General features: G+C 63.2%; 14 protein-coding genes and 1 riboswitch. Of the genes, 6 read left to right on the forward strand and 8 right to left on the reverse strand.

The features are described from left to right. Nucleotides 1-23 precede the first annotated feature (23 nt). The 4 genes from ACTHLA_RS11425 to metE all read right to left on the reverse strand — a co-directional run bounded on the left by ACTHLA_RS11425 (nt 24) and on the right by metE (nt 5702). Nucleotides 24-530 carry a hypothetical protein gene (locus ACTHLA_RS11425; RefSeq protein ID WP_440189013.1) on the reverse strand — a complete coding sequence of 169 codons (507 nt, stop codon included), beginning with the start codon at nt 528-530 and terminating at the stop codon, nt 24-26. 50 nt (nt 531-580) lie between these two features. After that, a complete protein-coding gene (locus ACTHLA_RS11430; protein WP_440189016.1) occupies nt 581-2056 on the reverse strand; it encodes a nucleoside hydrolase-like domain-containing protein in 1476 nt (491 codons plus the stop codon). A gap of 133 nt (nt 2057-2189) precedes the next feature. Continuing rightward, nucleotides 2190-3149, reverse strand: coding sequence for an SMP-30/gluconolactonase/LRE family protein (locus ACTHLA_RS11435; protein ID WP_440189019.1), 960 nt, complete (start codon nt 3147-3149; stop codon nt 2190-2192). A 252-nt stretch (nt 3150-3401) separates the two neighbouring features. Continuing rightward, on the reverse strand, nt 3402-5702 hold the full coding sequence (metE, locus tag ACTHLA_RS11440; protein ID WP_440189022.1) for a 5-methyltetrahydropteroyltriglutamate--homocysteine S-methyltransferase: 2301 nt from the start codon (nt 5700-5702) through the stop codon (nt 3402-3404). Nucleotides 5703-5773: 71 nt separating this feature from the next. After that, a riboswitch (cobalamin riboswitch) is annotated at nt 5774-5966 on the reverse strand. A gap of 157 nt (nt 5967-6123) precedes the next feature. On the opposite strand from metE, the gene efp reads away from it, so the two are divergent. Together efp and ACTHLA_RS11450 are read left to right on the forward strand one after the other, a co-directional pair. Beyond that, nucleotides 6124-6690 carry an elongation factor P gene (gene efp / locus ACTHLA_RS11445; protein WP_440189025.1) on the forward strand — a complete coding sequence of 189 codons (567 nt, stop codon included), beginning with the start codon at nt 6124-6126 and terminating at the stop codon, nt 6688-6690. Between the two features lie 99 nt (nt 6691-6789). Further along, nucleotides 6790-7587, forward strand: a complete 798-nt coding sequence (locus ACTHLA_RS11450) for an inositol monophosphatase family protein (protein ID WP_440189028.1) — start codon at nt 6790-6792, stop codon at nt 7585-7587. Here ACTHLA_RS11450 and ACTHLA_RS11455 read toward each other — a convergent pair whose 3' ends face one another. Next, entirely contained in the window at nt 7588-8301 is a 714-nt protein-coding gene (locus ACTHLA_RS11455) for a hypothetical protein (protein WP_440189031.1), read from the reverse strand. 71 nt (nt 8302-8372) lie between these two features. Next, nucleotides 8373-9005 (reverse strand): thiamine phosphate synthase, encoded by a 633-nt coding sequence (thiE, locus tag ACTHLA_RS11460; RefSeq protein ID WP_440189034.1) that lies wholly within the window; start codon nt 9003-9005, stop codon nt 8373-8375. 148 nt (nt 9006-9153) lie between these two features. Between thiE and ACTHLA_RS11465 the strand changes: the two genes are divergently transcribed. The 3 genes from ACTHLA_RS11465 to ACTHLA_RS11475 all read left to right on the forward strand — a co-directional run bounded on the left by ACTHLA_RS11465 (nt 9154) and on the right by ACTHLA_RS11475 (nt 11949). Next, nucleotides 9154-9807 (forward strand): glycine zipper 2TM domain-containing protein, encoded by a 654-nt coding sequence (locus ACTHLA_RS11465; RefSeq protein ID WP_440189037.1) that lies wholly within the window; start codon nt 9154-9156, stop codon nt 9805-9807. Between the two features lie 199 nt (nt 9808-10006). Then, nucleotides 10007-10909 (forward strand): class I SAM-dependent methyltransferase, encoded by a 903-nt coding sequence (locus tag ACTHLA_RS11470; protein ID WP_440189097.1) that lies wholly within the window; start codon nt 10007-10009, stop codon nt 10907-10909. Further along, entirely contained in the window at nt 10906-11949 is a 1044-nt protein-coding gene (locus ACTHLA_RS11475; protein ID WP_440189040.1) for an alpha/beta fold hydrolase, read from the forward strand. The genes ACTHLA_RS11470 and ACTHLA_RS11475 overlap by 4 nt, the downstream gene beginning before the upstream one ends. Here ACTHLA_RS11475 and ACTHLA_RS11480 read toward each other — a convergent pair. After that, nucleotides 11946-12479 carry a hypothetical protein gene (locus tag ACTHLA_RS11480; RefSeq protein WP_440189043.1) on the reverse strand — a complete coding sequence of 178 codons (534 nt, stop codon included), beginning with the start codon at nt 12477-12479 and terminating at the stop codon, nt 11946-11948. The genes ACTHLA_RS11475 and ACTHLA_RS11480 overlap by 4 nt on opposite strands. Before the next feature lie 7 nt (nt 12480-12486). Next, nucleotides 12487-14064 carry an ATP-binding protein gene (locus ACTHLA_RS11485; protein ID WP_440189046.1) on the reverse strand — a complete coding sequence of 526 codons (1578 nt, stop codon included), beginning with the start codon at nt 14062-14064 and terminating at the stop codon, nt 12487-12489. 261 nt (nt 14065-14325) lie between these two features. On the opposite strand from ACTHLA_RS11485, the gene rpmH reads away from it, so the two are divergent. Continuing rightward, entirely contained in the window at nt 14326-14466 is a 141-nt protein-coding gene (gene rpmH / locus ACTHLA_RS11490) for a 50S ribosomal protein L34 (protein WP_018080783.1), read from the forward strand. Nucleotides 14467-14468 lie beyond the last annotated feature (2 nt).

Below are 14468 nucleotides of genomic sequence, written 5' to 3' on the forward strand. Positions count from 1 at the left end.
TAAACGGGGGGAGAGGTAGAAGATCAAGGTGGTGGGAGGGGGGATTTGCCGGTCCCTGTCGGGAAGCGTCCCGGAGCGGTCTGCCTTGTTTCGGTGTCATGGGCCTTGCTGACATCCGCCGCTTTCGCCATTCTGACCGGCGGCGTGTGGGTCGTCTTCGTCTCCGCGACCGGCGTTTTGATCGCCTCGCCAGCAGCGTCCCACCATTTGCCAAGATCGCGACGGCGCTCCTCGCTCCATCTGAGCGTCCCGGCCAGCGACACCTGCGCCTTGAGGGCTTCGCCCTCGTTTTGCGCGCGCTCGGCGCGAAGCTTGCGCGGATCGGGCCCTTGATGTTCGGCGTGGTCGCAGCGGCTGTAGAGCCGCTCGATGACCGAGGCCACGCGCACGGCGCGCTCGACGCCCGGTAGGTCTTCGGGATCGTCCATGGCCGATATCTTGATCAACATCCGGTCGGCGAAGGCGCGCAGCATCTCGCGCCTTTGTTCCGGCGTCAGGTGGGGCTGATCTGTGCGCGCATCCGATGACATGGGGATAGGATGCAGCAGAAATTTGGGAGGGGGATAAGATTAGTCGTCAATCAGGGCAGGACCGTCACAATGATCCGCTTGTAGCTTGTCAAGGATGGCATGCCCTTATCAGTAACCTTCAGGATGATATGGACAGTTTCCGGCTTTGTGACGACGGGGGCCGTGAAACCAGCGTGGTAAACATCTTCAGCGCCACTGATCGCGATCGGCTTGTCGAGACTTCCGGCTTCGGCATAGTCGAACCATAGATAGCTGAGGCTGTCGCCGTCGGGATCGGTCGTGCCCGCCGCACTCATGCCGACGTAATCGCCCGAATGAACCGTCATATGATCCGGCGTTGCGAGTTTGATGATCGGTGCGTGATTGGTCTGCGCAAAGGGCTTTGTGGCCCATTGCATACGCGCCGCGAAGTCGTTCTGGTAATCGTCGCGCCAGCGCCACAGGGTTACGCGGAAGTCCTTGAAAGTTTTGTCTCCAGGCTTGATGGCGCGACCGTAATCGGATGGAACATAGGGCGTATAGGCGTCTATGGCGTTCGACCAGATGGGGCGCGTTTCCGGCATTATTGGAATGCCACCGTTGACGCTGTCGCCCAGACCTTCGACCGAAGGTGTCGCCAATATATAGCGCCCACCCCAACCGCCATAATCCGGATGATCCGGAACGCTTAAACCATTGGGTATGAGGGCCAGAAAGGATGGCGTGTCGCCTTCCATGCCCCAGCCAACATCGGGATAGGCTGCGCCCAGCGCGCCATGGCCCTGTTGAATGTTTTTAGCCAGCCAGCCATTGCTGATCCTGTCGTTGTCGATGCCGTCGATGACGGCGTTGTTGCCGGTCCAGGTCGCATTGGCGTAGGCGCCAACGCTGACGATATAGAAGAGATCCGGAAATTTTTTGCGCAGCCACGGTCCCGCGTCGTCCTGATCGGAAATTGCATAGACTCGCAACTTGGCGATCAGTCGTTTGGCTTCGACGGGCGATTTGGTGTCGTGAATTGTTTCCAAGGCTTGAGCCAGCGTATTGATTCCGCCCCATGCAGTGACCCAGAGCGGGCGCGGGTCGTTCGATTCCAGCGCCTTTACAATTAAGTTGGAGCCTGCGGAGTCCTTGCCATTGCCGACCGCGTCCATGCCGTAGCCGGGCTGGCCTACCGCCACCTTCGCCAGCAGACTTTCCACTGTTGGATAGCCGGTTTCGTTCAGGAGCAGATTGGGCCGCGCCTTGCCATAGGCTTCAATGACGTGACGTATGTCGTCAGGATGGGTGTCATTCTTCATCCACACCGAGGTCGTGGCGACCAGACCTTCAATGTCGATCTCGCTGGAATACAGCATCAAACGCACCATCGATTCGGTGTCGTCCGGTTCGCCGCCAATGTCCGTCAGAACGATCAGGCGCTGCTTCTTCGTGGGGGCGGATAAAGGCGGGTGCGCCGCTGCGGGCTGGGCCGCCATCGTCTGCAGGGGCGCAAGGCAAAGACCGCAGGCGAGGAGAATGGACGGCGACAGGATCTTGTGCGGCATTTTCGGAGCTTTCCCTGAGAGTTTATTTTTTGTGGTAGCGCTATTATCGAGCCTTGTGAAAATCAATCCGCCTCGCAGACTCAGGCGCAAAAAAGGCCACCGCCAGAGTGGTGGCCTTTTCCTGAGCGTCAACCTACCCCGCAAACACGCCCATGGGCAGGCCGGTGTGGCCGCGTAAGGAGGCGGACGGGATTTCGAACAGGGTTCCGGCCTGTTTGTCGTCGGCATCGACCGGCGGCTGGGCGGCGGTGGTGACGAACATCCGGTCGAGATTGGCGCCCGCAAAGGTCAGGCTGGTGGATTGTTTGGCCGGAACCATCACGTCGAAATCGAGCTTGCCGTCGGGCGTATAGCGGCTGACGCGCGCGCCGCCGTAATGCGACACCCACAGACCGCCCTGCGCGTCGGTGGTGCAGCCATCGGGGAAGCCGACGCCGTCGGGAAGCTTCACGAAGACGCGCTTGTTGCTGAGCGATCCGTCGGCGGCGAGGTCGAAGGCATAGACGATGCCGTCATGCGTCTCGTTATGATAGAGGGTCTTGCCGTCCGCCGAGAAGGCCGGGCCGTTGGTGCAGGTATAGCCGGTGTCCATTGTGTGGACGCTGAGATCCGGGTCGATGCGGTAAAGATTGGCGATGCGGTCCTTGAAGGCCAGGTCCATGGTCCCGGTCCACAGACGGCCCATGGGATCGACCTTGGCGTCGTTGAGACGGACGGCTGCGTTGTCCTTTTCGATGCTGAACAGCGGGGTCAGCTTGAACTCCGGGTCGAAGCTGACCGCGCAGACCGTGCGCAGGATGGCGCACAGGAAGCCGCCCGACTTGCGCTCGACGATCCACGGCACGATATCCGGCGTGTCCCAGCTCTGCTGGCTGTTGTCCTTGAAGTTGAGGCGGTGAATCTTCTTGCCGCGGATATCGACCCAGTAGAGGGCGTTGTCGCGCGCCGACCAGATTGGGCCTTCGCCGAGGATCATGCCCGGCGGGGTGACGGCGCGCGGAGTCTCGTCGGCGCGGGCGAGGGTGGGGAGCGAAGCGGCGGCGCTGGCGGCGAGGCCGGTGAGCAAGGCTGAACGGCGGGTGATGTGACGCATGGGTGTCCTCTCAGATTTATAATTATAAGCAGCATAAAGCGCGGAGAGGGGTTGGGCGTCAAGCCGACGATAGCGGTAGCGTGTCGCAACTCAGAACATCTGTGTCATCTGTGGATACCCTTACTGCCGTCGTCTCCGCGGGCGATAAAGGTCGTTTTTTAATCCACAGATCAGCACAGATGTTCAGGGTCGTCGCACGCTACCGCTATCGACGGTGGGGAGCATAAGGTTTGCCGCTGCGCGGGAGAGACTTTACGCCTTCACGCTGAGTTCGGCGCGCAGGCGTTTGGCCGCCGCGACCATGCGTTCCAGCGCCGGGCGGGTCTCGTCCCAGCCGCGCGTCTTCAGGCCGCAGTCGGGATTGACCCAGAGCTGCTGCGGTTTGAGACGTTTGAGAGCTGCGCGCAAAAGCTCGGCCATTTCGGCTTCGGTCGGGACGCGCGGGCTGTGGATGTCATAGACGCCCGGTCCGATCTGGTTCGGATAGTTGAAGTCGGCGAAGGCCTCCAGCAGCGCCATCTGCGAGCGTGAGGTCTCGATCGAGATGACGTCGGCGTCCATCTGCGCGATGGCGCCGATAATGGCGTTGAAGTCCGAATAGCACATATGGCTGTGGATCTGCGTCTCGTCCGCCGCGCCGCTTGCGGCCAGCCGGAAGCAGGCGACGGCCCAGTCGAGATAGGCGGCGGCCTCGGATGCGTCGAGCGGCATGCCTTCGCGGAAGGCGGCCTCGTCGATCTGGATGATGGTGACGCCCGCCGCTTCGAGGTCCAGCACCTCGTCGCGCAGGGCCAGGGCGACCTGACGGCAGACGGTTTCGCGGGGCAGATCGTCGCGCACGAACGCCCATTGCAGCAGGGTCACCGGCCCGGTCAGCATGCCCTTGACCGGCTTATTCGTCAGGGATTGCGCATAGGCGGCCCAATCGACCGTCATCGGCTTCGGGCGCGACACGTCGCCATAAAGTATCGGCGGGCGGACATAGCGCGAGCCATAGGACTGCACCCAGCCGGCTTGCGTAAAGGCGTAGCCGTCCATCTGCTCGCCAAAATACTGCACCATGTCGTTGCGCTCGAACTCGCCGTGGACCAGTACGTCGAGGCCGATCTCTTCCTGCCAGCGGATGGCGCGTTCGGTCTCGGCTTTCAGGAAGGTGTTATAGCCAGCGTCATTGAGTTCGCCGCGATTGTGTTTGAGACGCGCCTGACGCACCTCGGCGGTCTGCGGGAAGGAGCCGATGGTGGTGGTCGGCAACAGCGGCAGGTTCAGGCGGCGCGCCTGTTTGCGGCTGCGCTCGGTGAACGGGCTTTGCCGGTCGTACAGGGCCGGAGTCACGGCGGCGAGGCGCGCGGCGACGTGCGGATTATGGATGCGCTTTGACGCCTTGCGCGCCGCCAGGGCCTCGGCATTGGCCTTGAGATCGGCGGCGACGGCGTCGCGGCCTTCGTTCAGAGCGCGTTTGAGAAGCTGGAGTTCGTCGAGCTTCTGCGCGGCGAAGGCCAGCCAGGAGGTGAGTTCGGCGTCGAGCTGCGTCTCGGCGTTAAGGTCGATGGGGACATGCAGCAGGGAGCAGGACGGGGAGAGGATGACCTGATCGAGCTTCGCCATGACCGGTTCGAGCCGGTCGAGCAGGGCGTTGAGGTCGGTCTTCCAGATATTGCGGCCGTCGATCACGCCGAGGGACAGAAGCTTGTCTTTGGCCAGCTCCGGCAGGCGCGGCAGAAGCTCAGGACGGCTGACCGTATCGACATGCAGGCCCGCCACCGGCAGGTCGAAAGCGAGGCGCAAATTGGCCAGACGCGTATCGAAATAGCTGGTCAGCATGAGTCTGATGTCGGCGTCGCGCGCGAAGCTCTTATAAGTGGTGTCGAGCGCCCAGCGTTTCTGGCCGTCCAGCTCCTGCGCCAGAACAGGCTCGTCGATCTGCACCCAGTCCGCGCCCGCCGCCGCAAGCGTGCGCAGGACTTGCGTATAGACGGGCAGAAGTTTCGGCAGCAGGCTTAAAGCGTCAAAATGGCTGTCTGTGCGCGCCAGCGACAGGAAGGTGACCGGCCCGACCAGAACCGGGCGGGTATGGACGCCTTGCGCCTTCGCCTCCATGAACTCGGCCTGAGGCTTGTTGGTCGTCAGGGCGAAATCTGTATCCGGGCCCAGCTCCGGCAGCAGCACATGGTAATTGGTGTTGAACCATTTGGTCATGTCGAGCGCGGTGGCGTCACCGTGGTCGTGGCCGCAGGCGACCCGTCCCGCCTGTCCTCTGGCCATACGGAAATAGGTCGCAAGGTCCGCTGTCTCGCCAAAACGCCTTGGTATGGCGCCCACCATGAAGGCGGTGTCGAGCAGATGGTCGTAAAGCGAAAAATCGTTCGACGGCAGGATGTCGAGGCCGCTGTGGGCCTGTCGTGTCCAGTTGCGCGCGCGGATGTCGGCCGTGGTCGCCAGAAGTTCGGCCTCGGAGGTCTTGCCGGACCAGTGGGATTCGAGCGCGAATTTCAGCTCGCGCCTTTCGCCAATACGGGGGAAGCCCAGATTGGCCGTTTGAATATGTGTCATCGTGACCCCATTGAGAATGGGGGCGGGGAAGCGAATGCCAGTGTGCATCCTTCGGGTAGTCCCGCCCGTGGATTATCGTCAAACCCAAGGCAGGTCTCCTGGCTCGCGCCTCAATGCGCCGCCGCGTCTTCCCGGTTGCCCAGTGACATATGCGGCGGCGCTCCGCGCTTACAGTTGCGGGAACAGCTCCGGCCTTAAACCGGATTCCCTCTTAGCCGACGCGCATGTCGCCATGCCGCCGGAACCTTTGGTCACGGGCAGATTAGCAGGGTGTTGGCGAGAGTCAATAAAGATATAAAGATATGTTTATGTGATTATGTATGCATCCTAAGCGCCGTTTCCGCGCCCCCTTGCCTTTGCGCGCCGATCCGAGTAGTAACGCGCCCAACGGAATCCCTATTTCTTTGACAAGTCGTATCTCATGAAAATCAACGCCAATACGATCAAGCCCGGCATGATCCTCGAATATCAGAACGGTCTGTGGACCGTCGTGAAAACCGAGCACGTCAAGCCCGGCAAGGGCGGCGCCTTCGCCCAGGTCGAAATGAAGAACCTGGTCACCGGCACCAAGCTGAATGAGCGCTTCCGCTCCGACGACACGGTCGAACGCGCCGTGCTGGAGCAGCGCGACCATTCGTTCCTGTACGAAGACGGCGACATGCTGGTGTTCATGGATACTGAAAACTACGAACAGATCAGCCTGAGTAAGGACTGGGTCGGCGAAGACCAGGTCCGTTTCCTGCATGACGGCATGGTGGTCGTCATCGAATCTCACGAAGAAAAGCCGATCGGCATGAGCCTGCCCGATACGGTGGTGCTGGAGGTCATCGAGACCGAGCCAACCATCAAGGGCCAGACCGCCTCGTCCTCCTACAAGCCCGCCAAGGCCTCCAATGGCATGCGCGTCATGATCCCGCCCTTTATGGGCGTGGGTGAACGCATCGTCGTCTCGACCGAGACCGGCGAATATATGAAGCGCGCGGACTAAGACTGTCGGCGCAAGGCGATTGACATCCGGGCGGGGACCATCTTCGCCCGGATTTGACTTTTTTGTTTCAGCGCCGCTTGGGCGCCATCAGGTGACGTAATGACCGTTCTGCAATCCTCCCTCATTCAGGTCATGGTCGGCGCGGTGCGCAAGGCCTGCAAGGGCGTGGCGCGCGACTTCGGCGAAGTGTCCGAATTGCAGGTCTCGAAAAAGGGGCCGGGCGATTTCGTCACCGCCGCCGACAAGCGCGTCGAGGCCGCCCTGTTCGAGGAACTGCTGCGCGTGCGTCCCGGCTACGGCTTCCTCGGCGAGGAGCAGGGCGAGGTCATCGGCACCGACAAGACGCACCGCTGGATCGTCGATCCGATCGACGGCACCACCAACTTCATGCACGGCATTCCGCACTTCGCCTGTACGGTCGCGCTGGAGCGCGATGGCGAGATCGTGGCGGGCGTGACCTATAATCCGGTCACCAACGACCTCTACTGGGCCGAAAAAGGCAAGGGCGCCTATCGCAACGACCACCGCCTGCGCGTCTCGTCGCGCCGCACCCTGGACGAGGCGCTGATCGGCACAGGCCTGCCGTTTCTGGGCAAGTCCGGCCATGCGCAGGCGCTCAAAGAGCTGCATCAGATCATGCAGCGCACGGTCGGCATCCGTCGCAACGGCGCCTGCTCGCTGGACCTCGCCTATGTCGCCGCCGGTCAGTTCGACGGCTACTGGGAGCGCGGCGTCAAGCCGTGGGATATGGCGGCGGGCCTTTTGATGGTCCACGAAGCGGGCGGCAAGTTCGCCTCGATCGACTCAGACGCCCATCCGTTCGAGACCGGCACGGTGATCTGCGCCAATCTCGACCTGTTCCCGGAATTCCTCGACAAGGTGCGGTTGGCGAAATAGCTATCTGTTATTGCCGGGGTCCATGAAAAAGACCAGGCTGAGCGCCAGCACGGCGGCGGCGTCGCGCTCCGGTCCCGGCGTTTTCGGCAGATAGACGGTCGGCTGCAGGCCGGTCTTGCGCACCGCCGCGACCGGCGTTCCATCCGGGCGCGCAATCAGATAGTCCGAGGTCTGGCCGTTGCTGAGCGTGAAGCCGCCCAGCAGTTCGGTCGTGACGCGCAAGGTGACGTCGCCATAGTGAAATTCGCCGCCCCGCTGCGGCTGGGCCAGACGGTTCAGCAGCTTGCCGCCGGTCGAGAGCGCAAGGTCCAGTTCGGCGTCTTTCGGCGCGGCGCCGCCATAGGCGCAGATATAGGCCAATGTGTCGCGCTTGAACGGCAGCCAGTCGAGGCCAATCCGGCCCTGACCGCCTGCGCAGTCGGCGCTGACCCCGTCGCCCATGCCGGGACCGGTGACGGTGAAGCTGGTCTTGAATTTGTCGGAGGTGAACAGGCCGAGGCCGTCGGCATGGCTTGTCACGGCATGGGTTTCGCCCGCATAGTCGCCCAGAGCATAGCCGGGATGGAACAGGTCATGCCCCTTCTTGCCCTTGAGCTTGATCTCATCGGTCACGGGACGCAACTGGTCGAGGATCGAGTCCTTCGCCTGCGCCGCGCCGGTCAGGGCGAGCGCCATGATCGCGGCGAGACAGGTGGACAATTGGACAGAACGCATAGCAACCCCCTTGTGTTATGACGCGGCGCAGGCTTGCATAGCTGCGTTATGCGGTCAAGCTGACGGGGCCGTCAGGCCTCCAGCGCCATTTTCAGCGCCGCAACGCCCGCCGCCGCGCCGTCCGGGTGGTTCCAGACCGCGCCGGAGACAGCGATGAAGTCGGCGCCCGCCTCGGCGATAGCGCGGGCCGTATCCGCCGTGACGCCGCCAATGGCGACGCACGGCGTCTCCATCGTTTCCTGCCAGATGTTGAGAGTCTCCAGCTTGGCCATATGTTCGACCGCCTTGGTCGTGGTCGGGAAGAAGGCGCCGAAGGCGACATAGTCGGCGCCCGCCTCGGCGGCCTCCATGGCCAGATGACGGCTGTTGTGGCAGGTCACGCCGATCATCGCGTCCGGCCCCAGCAGGCGGCGCGCCTCCTTGTAAGGCGTATCCGACTGGCCGATATGAACGCCGTCGAGCCCCAGTTCCTTCGTCAGTCCGACATGGTCGTTCATCAGCACCGCGACGTCGTGCGCGTGCGCCACCGGCGTCAGAATACGCGCTGCGGCCCGGATATCGTCGTCGCTGGCGTCCTTTAGCCGGATCTGCAGGGCGGCCACCCGGTCGCCGCCCGCCGTCAGGGCGGCGTCCAGGTCGCGCGCAAAGGCCTGCGGGTCAGGGAGGCGCGGCGGGGTGATCAGATAGAGGCGGCAATCGGTCATGCGCCTGCTTTGCCCCAAGTCCGGCGGCGCGGCAAGCAAGCTTATGCGGTTTTTATCGCAGACCATCATCTTCGCATCGACGCCTGCGCCCGTATGTCTATCATGTCGGCCTATGCGGGGGCGCAAAAAATAACGGAGCCTCACCGCTATGACACGTATGAAGACCGCAATCGGCCTGTTCGCCGCCGCCAGCCTGTTCGCCGCCGCCCCGCTGGCGGCCCACGCTCAGGACACCACCTATAACGGCTATTGCTACGCCAAGAAGGACAAGGCCAAGACCACCGGCACGGTGATCGGCGCCATTGTCGGCGGGCTGGCCGGATCGCAGATTTCCAAGAATGAACGCGGTCTCGGCGCGGTCGGCGGCGCGGTCGTCGGCGGCGCGGTCGGACGCGGCATCGGCGCCAGCAGCGTCAAGTGCATGAACGGCGACTACTATTCCTATCAGCAGGGCTATTACCAGCCCGCTCCGGCGCCGGACGGCTATCAGGTCGTCTATTATAAGGATCAGCCGCCGACGAAAGCCTATTCGCACATCTATTACAACCGCGACCGCAGCTACGCCGATAATAACAACAGCTACGGTCAGGCCTATAATCAGGCGCACGATCACTATCGCGGTCAGCAGGGCTGGCGTGACGATCACGGCGACTGGCATACGGGCCGTCCGGTCGCCTTCGGCTGGAAGGACACGTATGGCCGCTGGCACGAGGGTCAGGTGCAGGCCTATGGCTATAAGGATTCCGACGGTCGCTGGCGCGAAACCTCGGCCCCGTCCTATGGTTATAATGATAACCACTAGGCCGACATTGCGTTATGGCCTCCGGGTCGCGGCCCGGAGGCCTTTTCGCCGGTCGCGATGACGCAAATGGCGGGTGGGGCCTAAACAGCTTGAAAAATTTGCATTAACCACTTTGACCTTTGCGGCGGCTGCGCCTAGTTTGCGGGTTCAGTCGGGGCAAGGACAAACACGCGTGCAGGATTTCAGCCGCCGGGCATTGATGACTCTGATGGGCGCCAGCGTCCTGACCGGTCTGGCGTCGTGCGGCCCGAAACCGGATGGCCCGCCGCCGGATGACGATCCCGACGCCGACGCTGACGCCAGTGAGGTGGTCGATCCGAAGCTGGCCCAGCAGGAGGGAACGCTGCAATGGGCGGTGTCGGGGAACTGGCGCAACGCGGTCGATAAGGCGCGCGACAAGTATCAGCACCCGATCGAAACCCTGCAGTTTTTCGAGGTCGATCCGAACAGCACGGTCGTCGATATGTGGCCGGGGGCGGGCTATATGACCGAGGTGCTGGCGCCCTACCTCAACAAGGGCAAGGGCGAATATGTCGCCGCCCTGATCGCGCCGCGCGCGGGCGCCGATCAGGCCATCCTGTCGCTCAACGACGCCTATCGCAAACATTTCGACGCCGACAAAAAGCTTTACGGCGACATCACCTATAGCCAGTTCGGCGCCGACACCGGCCCTCTGGTTCCGGCGGGGACGGCGGACTGCGTGCTGATGATCACCGTGGTGCAGGACTGGATGGCGGCGGGAATCGCCGAAAAGGCGTTCGCCGACGCCTTTTCAGCGCTCAAGCCCGGCGGCGTTCTGGGCGTCGAGCAGCATCGCGCCGATATCGGCAATGTGCAGGATCCGGCGGCCAGCAACGGCTATGTGCAGGAGCCGTTCGTGCGACAACTGGCGTCCGAGGCGGGCTTCGGCTTCGTCGCGTCCTCGGAGATCAACGCCAATCCCAAGGACGACAAGGACCATCCGTTCGGGGTCTGGACCCTGCCGCCGCAACGTCTGACCGCGCCGCGCGGCCAGCCGCCCAACCCTGATTTTGACGGAACGCTTTACGAATCAATCGGAGAAAGCGACCGTATGACGCTGAAGTTCAGGAAGCCGTCATGAGTCGCATCGCCGCATTATCCACCAGCGCCCCGCTGATGTTCACGCCGGAATCGCAGGTTCCCGATGGCGGGACCGGCGAGTGGTTCCGCGGCGCCGGGGGCTTGCGTCTGCGCGTCGGCTACTGGCCTGCTTCCGGCGCTTCACAAGGCACGGTCTTTATCTCGCCGGGACGCTCGGAGCCGATCGAGAAATATTATGAGCTGACGCGCGACTTAAATGCGCGCGGCTTCGACGTGGTGGCGCATGACTGGCGTGGGCAGGGCCTGTCGGCGCGCCTTTTGCCCGACCGGCTGAAATGCCATGCGCGCGGCGCCGACGAATTCCTCGACGATTTTCAACGCCTGCTGGACGCCTTCGAGGAGCGCGCGCCCAAGCCGTGGATCGTGATCGGCCATTCGATGGGGGCCGCGCTCAACATGGCCACCCTGACGCGCGGGGAGTCGCGCATCGCCGCCGCCCTGCTGGTTAATCCGATGCTGCGCATCAAGACCGGCAAGCATTCGCTGTGGTCGGTCAATTTTCAGGTCAACTGGCAGGTCAATCACGGACGCGGAAGCGATTATGTGCCGGAGCTGTTTGAAGACCCGTTTGAAAACACCTTTGAAGACGACGCCCTGACGCACGACCGCGCGCGTTATGAGCGCTGGCGCGAGCAGTTGTTCGCCTGCCCGCATCTGGCGGTCGGGTCGCCGACCTGGGGCTGGCTGCAATTCGCCCTCCGCCTCGGCGAGGATCTGGTGCGCGACAAGCATAAGCGGCTGAAAAAGGTCAAGACGCCGATCACCTTCATCTGCTCTGGCGACGATCATGTCATCGCCCACCAGACGACGCGGGCCTTCGCGCGCAAGATCGCGGGCGCGCACTATATCGAGGTCGCGGGCGCCGAGCATGAACTGCTGATCGAGGCGGACGACTACCGGCTTCAGGCGCTCAAAGCGTTTGACGACCTGGCCGAGCTTGTCGCGCCGAGCGGGGACGCGGCGGAGGCGTTTGCTCAGGCGCTGGATGCGCCGGCGGAGACCGAGCCGCACGCAGGTTAGGAAATCGCCACCGCCTTGCAGCCTTCGGCTTCGAGCAGTTCGACCAGTTCGACGAAGGCGTCGATGGGGGCGGTGCCGAAATCGACATTCATGCCGTCCGGGTCGAGCGTCAGGGCGTGGATATTGCCGGAAAAGCGCGTGTCGGGGTCGAAGCGCTCCTCGTTCGGATCGAACCAGGTCTGAAACCACGGCGTCAGCCTGTCCGCCGCCACCTGCGCGGTCGAGGGCAGGGAAAAGGTCATATCGTGCCAGGCCAGCCGCGTCACCGCCAGCTCCAGATCGCCGAAACTGACCTGTAAGGGATCGAAGCTGATCTCCTCGTCGGGCGAGAGTTCGACGACGTGGCCGCCGTCTTCCGGCGAGGCGTAGTCGGCGCAGTAGGCGTGGCCGTAAAAGTCGCTGTCTTCGCTCAGTTCGAACTTGACCTCAGGGCCGCCGCTTTCGTGACTGGCCTTCTGTTCTTCGACGAAGTTCGAAAACTGAGTGATGTAGCTGTCGCGCACGAGATTGAGCAGGTCGCCAAATTCCAATTTACGCTTATCCTTTCAGCGGCAAACGGATTTCAAAAGTCGTGCCTTCCGGCCCGGTCTGCACCAGACGCACATCGCCGCCGTGCAGTTGCGCCAGTTCGCGCGAAATGGCCAGGCCGAGGCCCGAACCGCCGGGCGTGGCCGATGAGGAGAAGGGCTGGAACAGCTTGTCGCGCGCGCGTTCGGGGATGCCGGGGCCGTTGTCGGCGACAATGATGACCACGTCCTGCGCCGTTTTTATGGCGGTCAGGGTGACGCGGCCGCGCGATTTGCGATTGGGCTGCAGTTCGATCGCCTGACGCGCGTTGCGCATCAGATTGACCAGCAGGCGATGAAGTTGCTCCGGGTCGCCTTCCAGATGGAAACCGCGCGGGATGCGGGCGGCGAAGCGCACGCTCTCCGTCGCCTGCGCGGTGACGCCGAGGCCGGCGTCCTCGGCGGCGGCCTCGGCCAGTTCGCGCAGTTTGACGATCTGAATCTCGGGCGCGCGCTCGTCCGACTTGCCGTAGGTCAGCACGTTCTGCGCCAGCGACAGGGCGCGGTCGAGGGCGCGCTCCAGCCGCGGCAAAGCCTTGGCGACGGCGGGGTCGGCGGAGGTCGCCAGCCGGTCCGAGGCCATCTGGGCGGCGGTCAGCATGTTGCGCAGATCGTGGTTGATCTTCGACACCGCCTGACCCAGCGCCGCCAACCGGGCGCGCGAGCGCAGGGCCTGACGCACCTGTTCCTGCATCGAGGCTAGTTCGCGCTCAATATGGCCGATCTCGTCGCGGCGCGTCGTCGGTTTCGGCGCAGCGGACGGGTCTTCGGGGTTGGTGCGGAAGGCGGCGATGCCGTCGGTCAGCTTCTGGATCGGGCGCACGATAAAGGCGGACAGGGCGGCGAAGACCAAAATACCGGCGGCCAGCGATATGCTCAGCGACATGCGCAACATGCCGAGCAGGCTGGATTTGAGATAGGTCTTGAGCGGCTGGGCGCGCACCACGATCTCGATCATGTCGCCGGAGCGCACGCGCGGCTTGGCGATCAGGTGGATCAGCCGGTCCGGCTTGGCCATCAAGGTGTTCCACGGCGCCCACAGATAGGCGAGGTCGTGGCGCAGATCCTTGTGCGAATCGCGCAGGTCCAGCACCTCATCCGGGATTTGCAGATCGGACAGGGGATGAAGTTGATAGACGCGACCGCCGCCCTGCAAACGCAGGTACAATACGCCCGCCGAACGCAGGAGCTGGAACGAGGTGGCGCGCGAGACATTGTTGGCGGCGGCGGTGTCCACGGCCTGCGAGGCGATCTCGGCCGAGCGCACCCGGTCGGTCAGCCAGTCCTCCTGATCGGCGGCCATGCGCGGAATCACGATCACCACCTCGACGATCATCACGAAGACGAGGGTGAGGATCAGAAGCTGACCCGACAGGGAGAACAGGAAGTCGCGCGCGGCCTTGAAGGCGCGCGTTCCGGCGTCGAGGCCGAGCCGCCCCAGAACCGCCGCCGCATGCGCCAGACGGCGGGCATAGAAGCCCTGCCGCGAGGGCGGTCGCCCTTTCGGTCCGTAAGGAAGGTTGATATCTGTCTTGCCGGGATCGAACACGCTTTGTTATTTCGACGCCTGATGGAGGTTTAGACAGTATAGCTTATTTTCGTAAAAAATGGCCGGGAAATTGCGCGAAAACATGCTGAAAAGCGTTTGTTTTACGCACCCATTCCACCCATTCGCCCGTATTCAGGCCGATAAGGGCATTGACAAGCGAAAACGGCTGGACTATCCACGCGCCTCTTTACGCAATTCCCGGTCGCTTCTGCGCGCGTCTGTGCGCACCCGGCGGCCCGCCACCTTACCGGAGCCCCTGTCATGGGAACGAAACGCACCTATCAGCCGAGCCGTCTCGTGCGCAAGCGCCGCCACGGCTACCGCACCCGCATGGCCACCAAGAACGGCCAGAAGATCGTGGCCCGCCGCCGCGCCAAGGGCCGCAAGCGCCTGACGGCCTGATA

This window comes from Asticcacaulis sp. (assembly GCF_051956075.1).
In the GTDB taxonomy this organism is placed as follows: Bacteria; Pseudomonadota; Alphaproteobacteria; order Caulobacterales; family Caulobacteraceae; genus Asticcacaulis.

What these genes read in the sequence shown, in the direction of transcription:
- ACTHLA_RS11455 (WP_440189031.1), bottom strand. Translation starts at nt 8,301, where the DNA reads ATGCGTTCTGTCCAATTGTCCACCTGTCTCGCCGCGATCATGGCGCTC.
- ACTHLA_RS11465 (WP_440189037.1), top strand. Translation starts at nt 9,154, where the DNA reads ATGACACGTATGAAGACCGCAATCGGCCTGTTCGCCGCCGCCAGCCTG.
- thiE (WP_440189034.1), bottom strand. Translation starts at nt 9,005, where the DNA reads ATGACCGATTGCCGCCTCTATCTGATCACCCCGCCGCGCCTCCCTGAC.
- ACTHLA_RS11435 (WP_440189019.1), bottom strand. Translation starts at nt 3,149, where the DNA reads ATGCGTCACATCACCCGCCGTTCAGCCTTGCTCACCGGCCTCGCCGCC.
- efp (WP_440189025.1), top strand. Translation starts at nt 6,124, where the DNA reads ATGAAAATCAACGCCAATACGATCAAGCCCGGCATGATCCTCGAATAT.
- ACTHLA_RS11425 (WP_440189013.1), bottom strand. Translation starts at nt 530, where the DNA reads ATGTCATCGGATGCGCGCACAGATCAGCCCCACCTGACGCCGGAACAA.
- ACTHLA_RS11450 (WP_440189028.1), top strand. Translation starts at nt 6,790, where the DNA reads ATGACCGTTCTGCAATCCTCCCTCATTCAGGTCATGGTCGGCGCGGTG.
- rpmH (WP_018080783.1), top strand. Translation starts at nt 14,326, where the DNA reads ATGGGAACGAAACGCACCTATCAGCCGAGCCGTCTCGTGCGCAAGCGC.
- metE (WP_440189022.1), bottom strand. Translation starts at nt 5,702, where the DNA reads ATGACACATATTCAAACGGCCAATCTGGGCTTCCCCCGTATTGGCGAA.
- ACTHLA_RS11470 (WP_440189097.1), top strand. Translation starts at nt 10,007, where the DNA reads ATGACTCTGATGGGCGCCAGCGTCCTGACCGGTCTGGCGTCGTGCGGC.
- ACTHLA_RS11430 (WP_440189016.1), bottom strand. Translation starts at nt 2,056, where the DNA reads ATGCCGCACAAGATCCTGTCGCCGTCCATTCTCCTCGCCTGCGGTCTT.
- ACTHLA_RS11475 (WP_440189040.1), top strand. Translation starts at nt 10,906, where the DNA reads ATGAGTCGCATCGCCGCATTATCCACCAGCGCCCCGCTGATGTTCACG.